At 61.2% G+C, this 13,510-nt stretch carries 12 protein-coding genes, 5 pseudogenes and 1 other annotated feature; of the genes and pseudogenes, 6 read left to right on the forward strand and 11 right to left on the reverse strand.

Annotated elements, in window-relative coordinates; translation table 11 throughout:
* Positions 1-1,032 carry an L-idonate 5-dehydrogenase gene (locus ACN0WV_RS08040; protein WP_417604914.1) on the forward strand — a complete coding sequence of 344 codons (1,032 nt, stop codon included), beginning with the start codon at positions 1-3 and terminating at the stop codon, positions 1,030-1,032.
* Here the strand turns inward: ACN0WV_RS08040 and ACN0WV_RS08045 are convergent.
* From ACN0WV_RS08045 to ACN0WV_RS08055, 3 genes and pseudogenes are all read right to left on the reverse strand, one after another.
* Positions 1,019-1,183, reverse strand: a complete 165-nt coding sequence (locus ACN0WV_RS08045; RefSeq protein ID WP_417604916.1) for a hypothetical protein — start codon at positions 1,181-1,183, stop codon at positions 1,019-1,021. The genes ACN0WV_RS08040 and ACN0WV_RS08045 overlap by 14 nt on opposite strands.
* On the reverse strand, positions 1,184-1,432 hold the full coding sequence (locus ACN0WV_RS08050) for an NAD-binding protein (protein ID WP_417605102.1): 249 nt from the start codon (positions 1,430-1,432) through the stop codon (positions 1,184-1,186).
* Positions 1,430-1,780 (reverse strand): annotated as a pseudogene (locus ACN0WV_RS08055) (NAD(P)-binding domain-containing protein); the annotation flags it as partial. The pseudogene ACN0WV_RS08055 and the gene ACN0WV_RS08050, both read right to left, overlap by 3 nt.
* 197 nt (positions 1,781-1,977) lie before the next feature.
* Between ACN0WV_RS08055 and ACN0WV_RS08060 the strand changes: the two are divergent.
* Entirely contained in the window at positions 1,978-3,534 is a 1,557-nt protein-coding gene (locus ACN0WV_RS08060; protein ID WP_417604918.1) for an ISL3 family transposase, read from the forward strand.
* On the opposite strand, the gene ACN0WV_RS08065 is transcribed toward ACN0WV_RS08060, so the two are convergent.
* From ACN0WV_RS08065 to ACN0WV_RS08095, 6 genes and pseudogenes are all read right to left on the reverse strand, one after another.
* A protein-coding gene (locus tag ACN0WV_RS08065; RefSeq protein WP_417604920.1) for an IS3 family transposase occupies positions 3,506-4,659 on the reverse strand; the annotation gives its coding sequence in 2 pieces (ribosomal slippage) (positions 3,506-4,365 and positions 4,365-4,659; 1,155 coding nt in all). The genes ACN0WV_RS08060 and ACN0WV_RS08065 overlap by 29 nt on opposite strands.
* Positions 4,256-4,372: a sequence feature (AL1L pseudoknot), on the reverse strand. (Overlaps the previous gene by 117 nt.)
* A gap of 413 nt (positions 4,660-5,072) precedes the next feature.
* Positions 5,073-6,575, reverse strand: a complete 1,503-nt coding sequence (locus ACN0WV_RS08070; RefSeq protein ID WP_417604922.1) for a YfjI family protein — start codon at positions 6,573-6,575, stop codon at positions 5,073-5,075.
* On the reverse strand, positions 6,572-7,456 hold the full coding sequence (locus ACN0WV_RS08075; RefSeq protein ID WP_417604923.1) for a DUF7146 domain-containing protein: 885 nt from the start codon (positions 7,454-7,456) through the stop codon (positions 6,572-6,574). Before ACN0WV_RS08075 ends, ACN0WV_RS08070 begins: the two co-directional genes overlap by 4 nt.
* The gene (locus ACN0WV_RS08080) at positions 7,453-7,647 is read right to left on the reverse strand and encodes a helix-turn-helix transcriptional regulator (protein ID WP_417604924.1); all 195 of its coding nucleotides are present in this window, start codon (positions 7,645-7,647) and stop codon (positions 7,453-7,455) included. The genes ACN0WV_RS08075 and ACN0WV_RS08080 overlap by 4 nt, the downstream gene beginning before the upstream one ends.
* A gap of 24 nt (positions 7,648-7,671) precedes the next feature.
* Complete coding sequence (locus ACN0WV_RS08085; RefSeq protein ID WP_417604926.1) at positions 7,672-8,112, reverse strand: hypothetical protein; 441 nt, start codon at positions 8,110-8,112, stop codon at positions 7,672-7,674.
* Between the two features lie 120 nt (positions 8,113-8,232).
* Positions 8,233-8,800, reverse strand: a pseudogene (locus ACN0WV_RS08095) (IS110 family transposase); the annotation flags it as partial.
* 10 nt (positions 8,801-8,810) lie between these two features.
* Between ACN0WV_RS08095 and ACN0WV_RS08100 the strand changes: the two are divergent.
* The 4 genes and pseudogenes from ACN0WV_RS08100 to ACN0WV_RS08115 all read left to right on the forward strand — a co-directional run.
* Positions 8,811-8,999: pseudogene (locus tag ACN0WV_RS08100) on the forward strand (organoarsenical effux MFS transporter ArsJ); the annotation flags it as partial.
* Between the two features lie 184 nt (positions 9,000-9,183).
* Positions 9,184-11,223: a hypothetical protein gene (locus ACN0WV_RS08105; RefSeq protein WP_417604929.1), complete on the forward strand. Its 2,040-nt coding sequence runs from the start codon at positions 9,184-9,186 to the stop codon at positions 11,221-11,223.
* Between the two features lie 93 nt (positions 11,224-11,316).
* Positions 11,317-11,442 (forward strand): annotated as a pseudogene (locus tag ACN0WV_RS08110) (IS66 family transposase); the annotation flags it as partial.
* Between the two features lie 247 nt (positions 11,443-11,689).
* Positions 11,690-11,809, forward strand: a pseudogene (locus tag ACN0WV_RS08115) (integrase core domain-containing protein); the annotation flags it as partial.
* Positions 11,810-11,944: 135 nt separating this feature from the next.
* On the opposite strand, the gene ACN0WV_RS08120 reads toward ACN0WV_RS08115, so the two are convergent.
* Entirely contained in the window at positions 11,945-12,847 is a 903-nt protein-coding gene (locus ACN0WV_RS08120) for an NAD(P)-dependent oxidoreductase (protein WP_417604931.1), read from the reverse strand.
* Positions 12,832-13,503, reverse strand: a complete 672-nt coding sequence (locus ACN0WV_RS08125) for a 4-carboxy-4-hydroxy-2-oxoadipate aldolase/oxaloacetate decarboxylase (RefSeq protein ID WP_417604933.1) — start codon at positions 13,501-13,503, stop codon at positions 12,832-12,834. Before ACN0WV_RS08125 ends, ACN0WV_RS08120 begins: the two co-directional genes overlap by 16 nt.
* Positions 13,504-13,510 lie beyond the last annotated feature (7 nt).

Genomic DNA, 13,510 nt, shown 5'->3' on the forward strand with positions numbered 1-13,510 from the left:
ATGAGGGCCCTTGTTATTCACGCACCAAAGGACCTGCGGATCGAAGACCGTGATGTGACCCCGCCGCAAGCCGGAGAGGTCCAGATCACCATGGCCACGGGCGGCATCTGCGGCACGGACCTGCACTATTACAACCACGGCGGTTTTGGCGCGATCAAACTGCGCGAGCCGATGATTTTGGGTCATGAGGTGGCGGGCCACGTCACCGCATTGGGCGACGGCGTTGACACGCTACAGGTCGGACAGTTGGTGGCCGTATCGCCCTCGCGCCCGTGCAACAGCTGCAAGTTCTGTCTTGAAGGCCAGCAGAACCAATGTCTGAACATGCGGTTCTATGGCTCTGCGATGCCAATGCCCCATATCCAGGGCGCGTTTCGCCAAGTGTTGAACGTCACCGCCAGCCAATGCGCGGTGGCCGACGGGATCACCTCGGGCGAGGCCGCGATTGCCGAGCCACTGGCCGTGACCCTGCATGCGACACGGCGGGCCGGAAACCTTGTGGGCAAATCCGTTCTGGTGACAGGCTGTGGCCCCATTGGCATCCTGTCGATCATGTGCGCGCGGCGTGCGGGGGCTGATTTCATCGTGGCAACCGATCTGTCGGACTTCACCCTCGAGATGGCCCGCAATGCTGGCGCGGACGAGGTCATCAACATGGCAACGACGCCCGATGGCCTCGACAAATTCACCCCCGACAAAGGCACCTTCGATGTGCTGTATGAATGCACGGGCGCCGTGCCGGCCCTGACCGCAGGCATCCACGCCATGCGGCCCGGCGGGACGATCATGCAGCTTGGCCTTGGCGGCGACATGTCCCTGCCGATGATGGCAATCACCGCGAAAGAGCTGTCGCTAAAGGGCTCGTTCCGGTTCCACGACGAATTCCACACTGGCGTCAGCCTGATGCAAAAGGGCCTGATCGACGTAAAACCCCTGATCACGCATACGGTGTCGATTGATGATGCCGTGTCAGGGTTCGAACTGGCGCTGGATCGCACCAAAGCTATGAAAGCCCAGATTACTTTTTCTTAAGGGCGAGCCATTCATAGTAGGCGGCGTGATCTTTCTCGCCGCCTTTATGTACTTCTACAAAATCGCGGAAACCTGCCGTTACTGTTTCGGACAACGGCAGGGACAATCCGGCCTCCGTTGCCAAGGCCATCGCGTTGTCCAGATCTTTCAATTACGCGACAGACCGCCCGCCAGGGGTAAGGTTCCCCTTGACCATGCGCGCGCCGTGCAGGTCAAGAATACGGCTATCGGCAAAGCCCCCCATCAGCGCCTGCCGCAGCGCCGCCGGATCACAGCCGCCTGATTGCGCCAGCCGGAAAGCTTCAGCGACCGCGCCAATGGTGGTTGCCACGATCAACTGGTTCGCCAACTTTGCCACCTGTCCGGCCCCGACAGCGCCCAGCAACGTGGCCCGCCCCATGGGGGCAAACACAGGTGCCGCGCGATTATAATCAGCCTGCGCTCCGCCCACCAGAATGGCCAGAGTGCCCCCCTGCGCCCCCGCAACACCACCCGACACCGGCGCATCCAGATAGGACAGACCGTGGCGGTTCGCACTAAGGCCCATGGCACGGTCAATCTCAGGTCCAATTGACACCATATTGATAATCAATCCACCCTCCCCCACGCCTGTGAAAAGCGCATCGGTCAGAACCTCGCGCACCGCCGCGCCGTCCTTCAGCATCAAGACAACGACCTGCGCCCCTGCGACGGCCTGTTCGGGAGTGTTGGCGACGGTGCAAACATCCGCCAAGGCATCCGCTTTGGCCGCCGTGCGGTTCTAGACTGTGACGTTGTGCTCTTTCGCCAAACGCCGCGCCATTGGCCCACCCATCAGGCCTGTTCCAAGAACTGTGATCTTCATAGCTGTGTGTGAATCGGCATGCAAAATTGGCTCTGTAGCAGATTTGGTGCAGTCCAACGTGCCAAGCGCTATATTTCGGCAGACTTTGAAGGAGGTTGTCGATGGCGTCACAGTTTTCACGGCGGGATTTCCTGCCAGCGGGGCTCAAGGCCGATCAGGTTGAGCTTGCCGGGAACACGGTCCGGATTCACGCGCGTTCCGCCAAAGCCGCGGCGGCGTGCCCGCGCTGCGGCACAGTCTCACGCCATGTTCACAGCAAATACCGCCGACGGCCTGCCGATCTTCCTGCGCATGGCCGGAAGGTGGAACTGGTTCTGCTGGTTCGCCGCTTTCGCTGCCGTTCTCTGCGTTGCCCAGCCAAGATTTTCGCGGAGCGATTTCCACCGGACGTGACCCGGCCGCATGCGCGGCGCACCTCCCGTCTGCAAGGGCTGGTTCGGCACCTCGGGCTGGCACTCGGCGGGCGTCCGGCACAGGCGCTCGCCGCACGGCTCCTGCTGCCGGTTAGCAAGGATACTTTCCTCCGCAGCATCCGGGACACGGCTGAGGCCTCAAGCAGTGATCTGCGCGTTATTGGTATTGATGACTGGGCTTGGCGAAAGGGGCAGCGCTACGGCACTTTGATCTGCGATCTGGAGAGGCACCGGGTCATCGACCTTCTGCCGGACCGAGAACCCGCTACGGTCGAGGCCTGGCTAAGGGCCCGTCCGGGGATTGAGGTCGTCGCCCGCGACCGCAACGGAGGCTATGGTGGTGCCGTCTCGCGCGCCCTGCCGAAGGCTGTTCAGGTCGCCGATCGCTGGCACCTGTTAGAAAACGCGAGTGCCGCTTTCCTGTCCGCTGTACAGCGCAACATGCCTGCCATCCGCAAAGCGATCGGGGCGAAGGCACTGGATCGAAAGCTGCTGACGGCCGCTGAAAAGCTGCAATACGAGGGCTATCTGCGCCGCCAGCAAACCAACCGGATGGTTCGTCAGATGGCTGATGACGGCGTGCCGATCCGGCGGATCATTCGCCAGACAGGGCTCAGCCGCCAGCTCGTCCGTCAGATTTTGCGCGGGGAGCGCGAGGATGTTTTCCGCATCCGTGAAAGCAGTCTGACTCCTTGGCTGCCGCGGCTGGAGCGGGAATGGGCGGGCGGCTGCCGGAACGGTGCCGAACTCTGGCGCCGGCTGCGTGCCGATGGATTCCAGGGCAGCCTACGTGTCGTCGGGGAATGGGCCACGCGCCAGCGCCGTGCCGAGCGGGCGGTTCCATCCGGAACAGCAAAGTCGCCGCCCGCCCGCAGGATTGCCCGCCTCATGACCTTGGGCCGGGATCATCTGTGCAAGGCGGATGCGATCCAGGTTGCAAGGATCGAGGCCGCGTTGCCAGCCTTGGCCAGCGCCCGAATGCAAACCGACCGGTTCACCGACATGGTGCGCAATGCGCGCGAAGGCGCGCTGGAAGGATGGCTGAAAGAAGCGGAGGACGGGCTGCTCGGTGCCTTCGCTCGTGGGTTACGGCGCGATCAAGCCGCGGTCGCCGCAGCGCTGAGGGAGCCATGGTCGAATGGGCAGACCGAAGGGCAGATTAACCGCCTCAAGACGCTCAAACGCCAGATGTATGGAAGGGCGAACATCGACCTGCTCAAGGCGCGGCTCGTTCAAGCGACCTGAACTGAGAGAGGCCGAAGTTGCACCAAAACTGAGTCAGACCCAATCTTGCATGCCGGTTCACATGGATCACTTCTGCTTTGAACAGGCCAATCATCGTCTCGGCCAGCGCATTGTCATAGCTGTCACCCACCGTTCCGACACTGGGTTCCAGGCCCGCGTCAGCCAACCGTTCTGTGTATTTGATCGACAGATATTGGCTGCCCCGGTCGCTGTGATGGATCAAGCTCCCTGCGGGCCTTCGCTCGTAAAGCGCCTGCTCAAGCGCATCCAAGACAAACTGTGTTTGCTGCGATCTGGATGCGCGCCAGCCGACGATCTTGTTCGCAAACGTATCGATGACAAATGCCACATAAACGAACCCTTGCCAGGTCGAGACGTAAGTAAAATCCGACACCCAGAGTTGGTTTGGCATCGATGTGCGGAACTGTCTGTTCACACGATCCAATGGGCACGGCAGGGCTTTGTCCGGCCGCGTTGTCTTGATCTTCTTGCCACGACGGACACCTTCGATACCGATGTCACGCATTAATCGTTCTACAGTGCAGCGTGCGATATCAAACTTCTCTCGTTTCATCGCGTGCCACAGTTTACGTGCGCCATAAACCTCAAGATTTTCTTCCCAGACACGCATCAACTCTGGGCGCAATTCGGCGTCCCGCTTGGCGCGATCCGACGCAAGGTCTGGATCACGCTCAATGGCCAGATGCGCATAGAACGTTGACGGGGCAATCTGCAGAACGCGACAGATTGGCTCGACCCCACAGATTTCCCGATGTGCTTCGATGAAAGCAATCATTTCCGAAACGGGCGGTCGAGCTCCGCCTGAGCAAAATACGCTGATGCTTTCTTCAGGATTTCATTGGCTTGTCGAAGCTGGCGGTTCTCACGTTCCAACGCCTTGATCCGGTCCCGTTCGGCGGTCGTCACACCGTCTCGACGACCGCTGTCCGTCTCAGCCCGCCGAACCCATGCACGCAGCGTATCAGGCCCACAACCAATTTTGGGCGCAATCGATTTGATCGCAGCAGACTGGCTGTCAAATTCGCCCTGATGCTCGAATACCATCCGCACAGCACGTTCGCGCACTTCAGGTGAGTATCTGTTTCCACATTTGTTCTTTTCCATAACCCAGTATCCTTACTTCTGGGTCTCCGGCAAACAAGGGGCGGTTCACTTTTGGGTAACCTAGAGTTTAGAGACGGGGTCACTCCCAACGTTGAGTGAGGCCGTTCCAATTCCGCTCTTGGGGCCCGTGACGCTCCCACAACGACAGCCTCCGCCACTCATCGCGTGTAACCACTTTGCCAGTCCATGTTCGGGGGTTGCCCTGGACGGATAAGCCATGCCGCAACATGTCCTCGCCATCCCGTACGTTATGCACTGCGACAGGTTTGACGGACTTCTGAATTCGTGCCGGTGGGCCTGCTACACCCGCTACTTTCGCTACACGAGCCGACAGTGAAGCGGATGTAGCAAGCGCGCGACTTTCGGGGGCGATTTCTTGCCCACCCTCAATTTCCGCAAGAGCAGCGGTCACATCAAACCACATTGCCGCTACCATTCACGATTTGCCATGCCGCCTTGCGCGGCGCTCCGCGCACGACAGTTCCTCGCTCGAGCCGCACAAGCCACCCGTGATTCTCTAGGATGATCAACGCAGCACATGCCTTCGGTGTTTCGCGAAGGGAGTTCGGGCCAAACTGAACCACGTCCCGCGCCATCACTTCCGGGTGCTCCCATTTTTCCACCAGCCATTTGCGCAGCATCTCAGCCCTGTCGACTTCCGCAGAAACCGAGGCCGCATCGGCCAGCCGCACCGCTTCGCTTAGGTAGAATTGCGCAAGCGTGATACCATTGCCCATGTCCTGCGCGGTGACTGCGGGAGTTTCGAGGTCTTGCCAGAGTGCCAGCACACCCGCGATGCGCGCGGCCTGTTCTGCCGTTTTGCTGGCATAGCCCGTGACGTGCGTAAGATCGCCACCTGGGGCCTGTGCGGCTTCAATTGTATCAGCAAAGCGGATCAGAAGATCGCGAGCTTCAGGTGCAAGTGGCAAAACGCGGGGCAGAAGCTCGCGGGTTTCTTCATCCATGGGCATGGGCGTTTCGAGGATGGCGCGCAGGCGGTCCGCAAACTTTGCCAGCACCCCGTCGTCGACTCGGGCGTTCGCGTGTAGGCGTGTCCCGATTGTGCTCGGTGGCTCGCAAATCAGAAACCGCGGCAAGAAGCCGGTATCAGCTGCCATCCGGTCTGCCATGAAAGCGCGGGCAACAGAAGGCTGCACCATGAGATGCACCGCCAGCCGCCGCCCGTAGAGGGTTGCGTGTCCATCCCCGGCACGAGTGCGGCGTATGGCGTTGCCCTGCCAGAGATCATTCAGCGCGGCCAATGTGCTCTGCCTGTTTTCCGAGTTCATGCCGAAACCGCCAAGAAACTGCCCGCCTTCATCACTGAAGATTCCCAGCGACGGTTGCCCTGTCTGATAGAGTTTTGTCAGACCTGCGAAGGTTGGTTCGGTCACAGTACGATCGTTGTTGGCCGGTTCGGCGGGCTCAACACCCAGCGCGTCTAGATCGGCTCGCGCAGCAACCTTCTTCTCGCCCTTGCTTCTTTTGGCATCCGCAAGAATGCCGTCACGCTCACCCTTCCAGACCGCATGGGCGTTCTGCCATGCCGTGACCGCGTCACGCTGCGCTTTCGCCTCCTGATTCTCGAAGTCGCGCAGCGCAGCCATAAGCGGCGCATCGCAGCTTGATTTCCTTTCACCGCTTCGCGCGATGGTCAGTGCGTAGAGCGACACCGGGCGCGGTCCGCCCAGCGTTTCCACGTTGGCAAATCCCTGCACCACCAGCGATGCCACAGTCAGTGCCGATGCTGCGGGAATAGCGACCGGTGCCTGCGTCCTGCCCTGTACCGCTTCAACTGCGGCGCGCAGCGGCCCCAGATCGACCGAAGGATAGGCCGCGGCTGGAGCAATTTCGCGCACCAGCGGTTGCGGCCCCTCGACGGCGAATTGGATAAGGTCGGGGGCGAAAACTTTCATTCGTTTCCCCTTGTCGTGGTCAATATATCGTTCCAGTCGCACCCATCGGGAGCAGGTAGCAGCGAAACGACCCAGCCTGTCGCGTGCGCTCGCTCAGCCAAGGCATCCGCCGCATCGCGGCCCGCCGTGTCGCCGTCCGAGGCAATTGTCAGACGCCCGGGTTCTGTCGGCAGACGCAGTCCGCGCAGCCCAGATGTGGACAGCGCAGCCCAGATGGTCGCTGGTACGGGTAGCAACCCACATGCGAGGCTCAGGGCGGTCTCGATTCCTTCAGCCACGACCAAACTGCCACGGGCCTCCGTTAACCTTACAGCACCGCCAGTGACTCCGCCGAGCATCGCCTTGACAGGAGTGAGTGCCGCCTTGCCGCAACCGTCCGCGCGAAGGTAGGTGCGGTGCACCGCGAAGCCGTCGCCGCCCTGGATGAGAGCGACAAGCGCCGGATGTTGCGACGCCGTCGCGCCTTGCCAGCAGAAAGGATGAAAGCGAAGTGACGAAGGAAGCGCGCAGGTGATACCGCGGCTGCGAAGATATGTTTCGGCAGGTGTGTCATTGATTTCCTGCGCCTCCTGCCAGAGGCGATGCGCTTGACGTGTGCGCTTAGCCGCTGCAGCCTGCTTTTCCGCCTCACGACGGGTGAACTCCAACGGGTTGGGAGGGCGATAGCCATTGGTGCTAATGTGCGCCGCCGCGACAATGTCCGTAAAATCACAGCCCAGTTTGTGACAGTGCAACAGCAGGCGCCCGTTGCCACCCTCTCGGATGGCGAGGGCGTTCTGGTCAGCGCGACGTTCGGGCTGGCAGATTGGGCAGGCTGCCGAACCGTAAGCGCCCTGCCACTTTCCGCCAAAGTCCAAGGTGAGTGCATGCGCGCTCGTCACGGCTGCACCTCTTCCACTTCGCCTTGCGCGTTCATCCAGGTTTCGATGTCGTTTTCGCGCCAGGCGACGAGGCGCGTGCCCAACTTTACGGGCTTGGGAAACATCCCTTTGTTCATCCAGTCGTAGATGGTCGACCGGCTAAGGCCCGTGCGGGACTCCACGGCGGGGCGACGGAGCAGATTATGTGACATGGTCTTCCTCTTGGTACTTCTCAGTTACAGGAGGACCTTGCCATACCGACAAATCGCAGGATAATGCCGGAAACTCATTTGTTTCAGAAGGTTTTTTTTACCTTCTTTTGCAAATGCTTCTGCCGATTGCCGTGCAAACTCGCGTGCCGTTCCCTTGATTCCTACAGCTTTGTAGACGTCTTGCACCATCTCGAAAAACTTGCCCGAGGGAGCAGACTTGTAGGGGTCCCAGGAAGGAGAAGCAGGTGTGGCAACAAATTCGTCGAAAGCAAGAACGCAGATGTCGGCCATCGCACGCGCACCCTCAGCTGGAGGGCGGCCATCAGTTTTTTCATTGTTGGATTCGAGGACTTCGATTGCCCGAGCGACTTGAGAGCCCATCGCCTTGATGGATGCAGCTTTATCGAGAACACGTTGACGATACCCGAGATCAAGCAGGATTCTGACCTTTCGATCTTTTTTCAAACTCCGGGACGTCATCCAGTCCGACAATTACTCGTGACAAAGTCTCACGACCGATCAGATTTAGCCAAACGCTCTCTCAGTTTAGGCCGGCGTTGGTTTCAAAAACCCTGACGACGGATAATCGCGGAACGCGGCGAGAACCTCTGGATCACGTTCGCCGCCGACGATGGCGCGGATGAACCGCATGCCGGTCGCGGCGGTGATGTCGGAGACGACGTGATGTAGTTGAAGGTTCATCTCCTTCTACGTCTTCTGCATGTGCTGGATGTGGGCGGCAGCGCAGCGTATTCTGTCAGGCGTTCGCGCTGGCGCATGTAGGCGCGCAGATTAGCGATCTCGGCCTCCGGGCGAAAGCTGCCGCGGAGCAATCCATAAGAGTGCAACTGTCGCAGCCAACCTGCATCACTGACGTCGGTTTTGCGACCCGGCACGTTCTTGGCATAGCGGGCATTCACAAGGATGACCTCGAAGCCATGAGCTTCCCGGATCTTGAAGGCCGGTATCCAGTACACGCCGGTCGACTCCATTGCTACGCTGGTAACGCCGCACGACCGGAGCCAGGCGGCCAGGTCGTGCAGGTTCTTGGTGAACGTCCCAAAGGCGCGCACCGGCGTGGCGTCGCTGTCCGGGTTCAAAGCAGCCAGTGCATCGTCGAGCCGATTTCGATCGCAGCCGCCTTGGGGGTCACGAAGGCCTAGCGCGTCACGATGGACGTGGGATTCTACTATATGGCGAACGCGGGCGGGCGGCTTCTCGAGAGCGTCCTGTCCGGACTCACCTACCAGATTGGCGGCCTCCCACTCATGCTTGCTACGGCCATGGTCGGACTTTCCGCGCTCGCTGCCGGGCGTCTCACCTCGACGGAGCCCGAGGTCACTCCGACATGAGCGTCTTCGAGCGGTATCTGACCGTCTGGGTCGCGCTCGACATGCTGGCGGGCGTCGCCATCGGGGTCATGGCTCCCGCGCTCGACGCGAGCCGCTGAGCGGACCCGAACGCCCCCCCCTTGACGGACCGTGCGCATATTTGCTTTGACCGGCGGAGAAGTGGTTTTGTTCTGAGGGTTACGTCATGCGCGCTTTGTCTTTTGTTCTCGGCTGCCTGATCGGCGTCGGTGGCCTGTCCCTTCCTGTTGCGGCGCAGCAGGCCAGCATCGCCGATGCGATCGTGGCGGAGACCACCGATTTCCAGATCTTCTGCTTTACCAACCAGCGATGCAACGCAAAGCAAAAGGTCACAAAACCGCAGCGCGCCGCTGCTCAGCGCGGGCTCGAGGAACTGCAGAAGGCGCGCGCCTGGCTCGAGGGGATGGGCTTTGACGTGGCGAACGCGGACATGGATGCGGGCACGGATGGCAAGAAGGCGCTGCGCCTGCAATTCGACACCGCCACGCACGAGCGGCGCTGCGCCGGGATGGCGTTCGCCTGCCGTGCGCTCAGCCTGCTCGGTAAAGGCCGCGTGATTCTGCCCGTAGAATATGTCGACGGCCTTTCCGATGGGGGCACGCTGGTGCACGAATACGTGCATACGCTTCAGCCCTCGCGCGATGGTGAGGGGGTGGATTGGCTCAATGAGATGGTGGCGACCGCCATCGGCTCGGCTTGGGTGCGCGAGCGGACCGGGCGGAGCGAGGTTTACGAGCCAAAGTACTCGATGGTTCTCGACCGCGAGTTCTGGGACGGGAATGACGATCCGGGCTATGGCAAGTGGGACTATGCTATCTCATTGGGAGAAAAGATCGGCAGCCAGGACGGCGTGGCCTATCTGGCGCAGGACAGGTTCATCAAGGCTGCCAATCATGCCGACCTGCGCAGCGGTAACGGCATGACGCTGTTTTACGACAAGGCACTGGTGGGCGACGCCACCTTCGTCAAGTTCTTTCCAGACTATGTCGCGCGCTTCAATAACGTCCAGGAGGACATTGCGCAGCAGGGCCGCACCGGCAAGTATTTCTACTACGGCAATATCGCGAAGCACGCGGTCGAGGTGACCTCGACTACCTTCACCCACGAGGACCGCTTTGACGGCAAGGCGACCGCATTCGCCGCGCATCCGATGCTGCTGTCGCTCGAGGTGACGCCGACCCCGGACACGCCCCCGTCCGAGAACATCCTGCTGGCGACGGTCGAGGTGACCGAGGCCGACGATCCGGGCAGCCTGACACTCATCCGCGAACACCGGCTGGCGAAAGAGAAGCTGCGCGATTCCTTCTTGCTCGACGGCAACAATCCGCCCGAGGAACTGGGCTTCTTCCGCGTGGCGAACACGCCCGCGCCTGACACCACTGCGGATAACGGTTTCGTCCTGAAGGTGGAGACGCGCCCGGTGAGCTTCGATCCGCCCACCTGTTTCCAGGCCGGAAAGCCGTCAGAGATGACGGTCACCGGCCTGCCCGAGGGCGGCGGAGACAACTGGCGGCTGAAGGTCGACAACGGCAGCGCGGAGGGCCGCACGATCACCCCCGCCAGGCCCGGCAAGATCGACGTGAAGGTCGAGATCGACAGTCCTGTTACCCGGCGCGAAACGGGGCTTGCACCGAAGGCGCCGTCGAAAACGCGGGTGGATATTGGAACCTTTGACGTCGCTGCCGACGATTGCATGGTGCGCCTGACGATGGGGCCGGCGGTCATGACCTATGTCGCCGACGGCAGCTACACGGAGTTCAATAGTCCCACTGGCGAAGCGATGTATATCAGCGCTTCGAACCTCGCCATGTGGCAGGGCGGCGGCTGGATGAACGTGCCGCCGCAAGCCAAGGCGATGATCCTCGGCGGCATGAAGCAGAACAATGCCGCGCTGCGCATGGAATTCCCGGGCGCGCATGACGACGAAGGTGATTTCATGTCGCAGATGCCAAAGATATTCGCCAAGCGGTTCGGCTGGGCGAACCTCAAGGGCACGCTCGCCCCAGGCGGCGGGACGCCCAAGCGCAACCACGCGCCCTGCCTAGACGGCACCAGTGGGTGCAGCTCGATCGTCTTCTCGATGGAGGGTCACCCGGTGCCGGTCACCTTTGACGCGCAGAAGCGCCCGAAAGTGGTCTCCTTCGAGGGGCAGGACATAGTCTTCGAGTACGGCACGTGGTCCGTGCGCCGCCCGCCAGGCTGGTGACGGGCAACGTTTTGGAACAGCTGACATTCGGGGCTGATAGCCAATGATTCCTCATCACGGTCGGGCTGTAACGCGACCTGGTGGCGCGCCTGCTTCCTGACCGGTAGGCGTGTCGAGATCGACAAAAATGGCGTCGAGAAACTGGTCCGGCCCATCACCCTCAATCGCAAGAATGCCCTGTTCGCCGGCCATGGCGAAGGTGGCATCGCTTGGACGCTTTGACGTCTTGAACTGCGGCTCCACCGCGCCTTCGCGCAGATACTTCTTGATGGTGTTACGAGACAAACCCGTCCGCCAGGAAATTTCACGTATCGGCATTTTGTCACGCAATGCCCAGCGTCTGAGGACACTCAAAAAATCCCATGTCGATCACTCCAAATCTCCCCAACCAGAAACGTCGGGGAAGTATGTCCACATGGGTCAATTCTCAATGACAATTTATGGGACTACCGGGTCAGTTCTCAGTGACAATCAACACGATGCACGCCGAAAGTTGGCGCTTTGGCGCTACGACTACAGTAATGTCAGGCCGCACTCATCGCTCGAGAACCAAACGCCCGCAGAAGCGCGCCGGAGAACCAGAAAACCCAAATCCAATCTGCAGAATCTCGTTTTGAGTGAGGGGGCGGGTCACTGCGGGACGACGTAGATACCTAACCTCGGCACGGAATGTCCATAGCCGCCATGAAGGCACCGGGACCTTCCGCGCTGAGCGCCTGCGTTACGCCATTGGCGTGCCGTTCAGCCGATCGTACAGAACCATCAGCGCCGACGTATCCTGGTCGTCCAGATCGGCACCCTTGGCAGCGCGCAAGAGTTGATGCGCAAGAGCCGTCGCAGGCTGGACGAGCCCCGCCTCGGCACCAATCGACTCGGCAATCCCGATGTCCTTGCGCATCAGCGCAATGCGGAAGCCAGGTTCGGTCTGACCATCCATATAGCGCTTGGCGTTGTTCTCCAGAACACCGCTGCGCCCGGTACTGGTCAGGATGAGCTCGCGCATCACTTTGGGATCGACGCCGCCCGCGCGGGCCATGCCGATGGCTTCGCTGACGCCCATCAGGTTGGCCAAGACCATGGTCTGGTTGCAGGCCTTGAGAGTCTGGCCCGCGCCAATGTCCCCGACGCGGCGGACCGAACGCCCCATCGCCTCGAAGACCGGAAGGGCGCGTTGAAAATCGGCCTCGCTGCCACCGCACATGATGGACAGGGTCGCTTCATCGGCACCCTTGCGCCCGCCGCTGATGGGCGCGTCGACGAACGCGCCCCCACCGACTGCGATGCTGGCGCCGATGGCGCGTGCCTCATCGGGGGCGATGGTGCTGCAGTCTATCAACAACCCGTCCGTCCAACCGTCCGAGGAAAGCATCCCGTCCTCGCCCGAGACCACGACCTCCAGCGCCGCGTGGTCGGGCACGCAGGTGACGACGATACTGGCCGCCACCGCCACTTCCCGCGGCGTTGCCACGACCGTGGCCCCGCGGTCGCGGAAAATGTCGGCCTTTTCGGGCACCGACGTTGTTACGGTGACGGCAAATCCCGCCTTCAGCAGGTTGTGGGCCATGCCGGCTCCCATGACTCCCAGGCCGATGAATCCAACGTTTTCGGTCATTCCCAGACACATCCCTTTTTCTCGAGAACCGACCTAAGCCCGGTCAGTTCAAGCATATTGGCACCTTCGCGAAGCTTGTGCATCATCACCGCCTCTTTGTTATCGCGGGTGCGGGACTCCCGGCAGGTCTCTTCGATGTCGTCCTTGCGCACCACCACAAGCCCGTCATCATCGCCGGAGATGATGTCACCCGGTTCGATGTAGATACCGCCTAGAACGATGGGCGCGTTGACCGTCCCGAGCGTTTCCTTGACGGTGCCCTGCATCGCAAGACCGGTGGCAAAGACCGGGAACCCCAGCTTGTGGATGGCTTCGCCGTCGCGCACGCAGGCGTCGATTACCAGACCGGCAATACCCTTGGCCATGCAGGCCGTCGACAGCACCTCGCCAAAGCCGCCCTGCTCGCGCAGACCGCCCGCCGAAACCACCAAGACGTCGCCCGGCTGACAGACATCCAGCGCAGCGATCAACATCAGGTTGTCACCGGGGGCACAGGTCACGGTCACGGCCGGGCCGCACACGGTCATGCCGTTGTAGATCGGCCGGATGCTGTGGTCGATTGCGCCCCTCCGGGCCTGTGCCTCGTGCAATGTCGCCGGTGGAAATTCGGCGGCCATCTTCTGCTGCTCGGGAGACGGGCGAACGATGTTGCGGATGATATGTGTCATGCTTTGA

Source organism: Primorskyibacter flagellatus (assembly GCF_048268605.1).
GTDB classification, from domain to species: domain Bacteria; phylum Pseudomonadota; class Alphaproteobacteria; order Rhodobacterales; family Rhodobacteraceae; genus Primorskyibacter; species Primorskyibacter flagellatus.

Bases quoted from the DNA above. Each gene is read 5' to 3' on its own strand.
- ACN0WV_RS08040 (WP_417604914.1), top strand. From the start codon at position 1: ATGAGGGCCCTTGTTATTCACGCACCAAAGGACCTGCGGATCGAAGAC.
- ACN0WV_RS08050 (WP_417605102.1), bottom strand. From the start codon at position 1,432: ATGGGGCGGGCCACGTTGCTGGGCGCTGTCGGGGCCGGACAGGTGGCA.
- ACN0WV_RS08060 (WP_417604918.1), top strand. From the start codon at position 1,978: ATGGCGTCACAGTTTTCACGGCGGGATTTCCTGCCAGCGGGGCTCAAG.
- ACN0WV_RS08070 (WP_417604922.1), bottom strand. From the start codon at position 6,575: ATGAAAGTTTTCGCCCCCGACCTTATCCAATTCGCCGTCGAGGGGCCG.
- ACN0WV_RS08105 (WP_417604929.1), top strand. From the start codon at position 9,184: ATGCGCGCTTTGTCTTTTGTTCTCGGCTGCCTGATCGGCGTCGGTGGC.
- ACN0WV_RS08125 (WP_417604933.1), bottom strand. From the start codon at position 13,503: ATGACACATATCATCCGCAACATCGTTCGCCCGTCTCCCGAGCAGCAG.
- ACN0WV_RS08120 (WP_417604931.1), bottom strand. From the start codon at position 12,847: ATGTGTCTGGGAATGACCGAAAACGTTGGATTCATCGGCCTGGGAGTC.
- ACN0WV_RS08080 (WP_417604924.1), bottom strand. From the start codon at position 7,647: ATGTCACATAATCTGCTCCGTCGCCCCGCCGTGGAGTCCCGCACGGGC.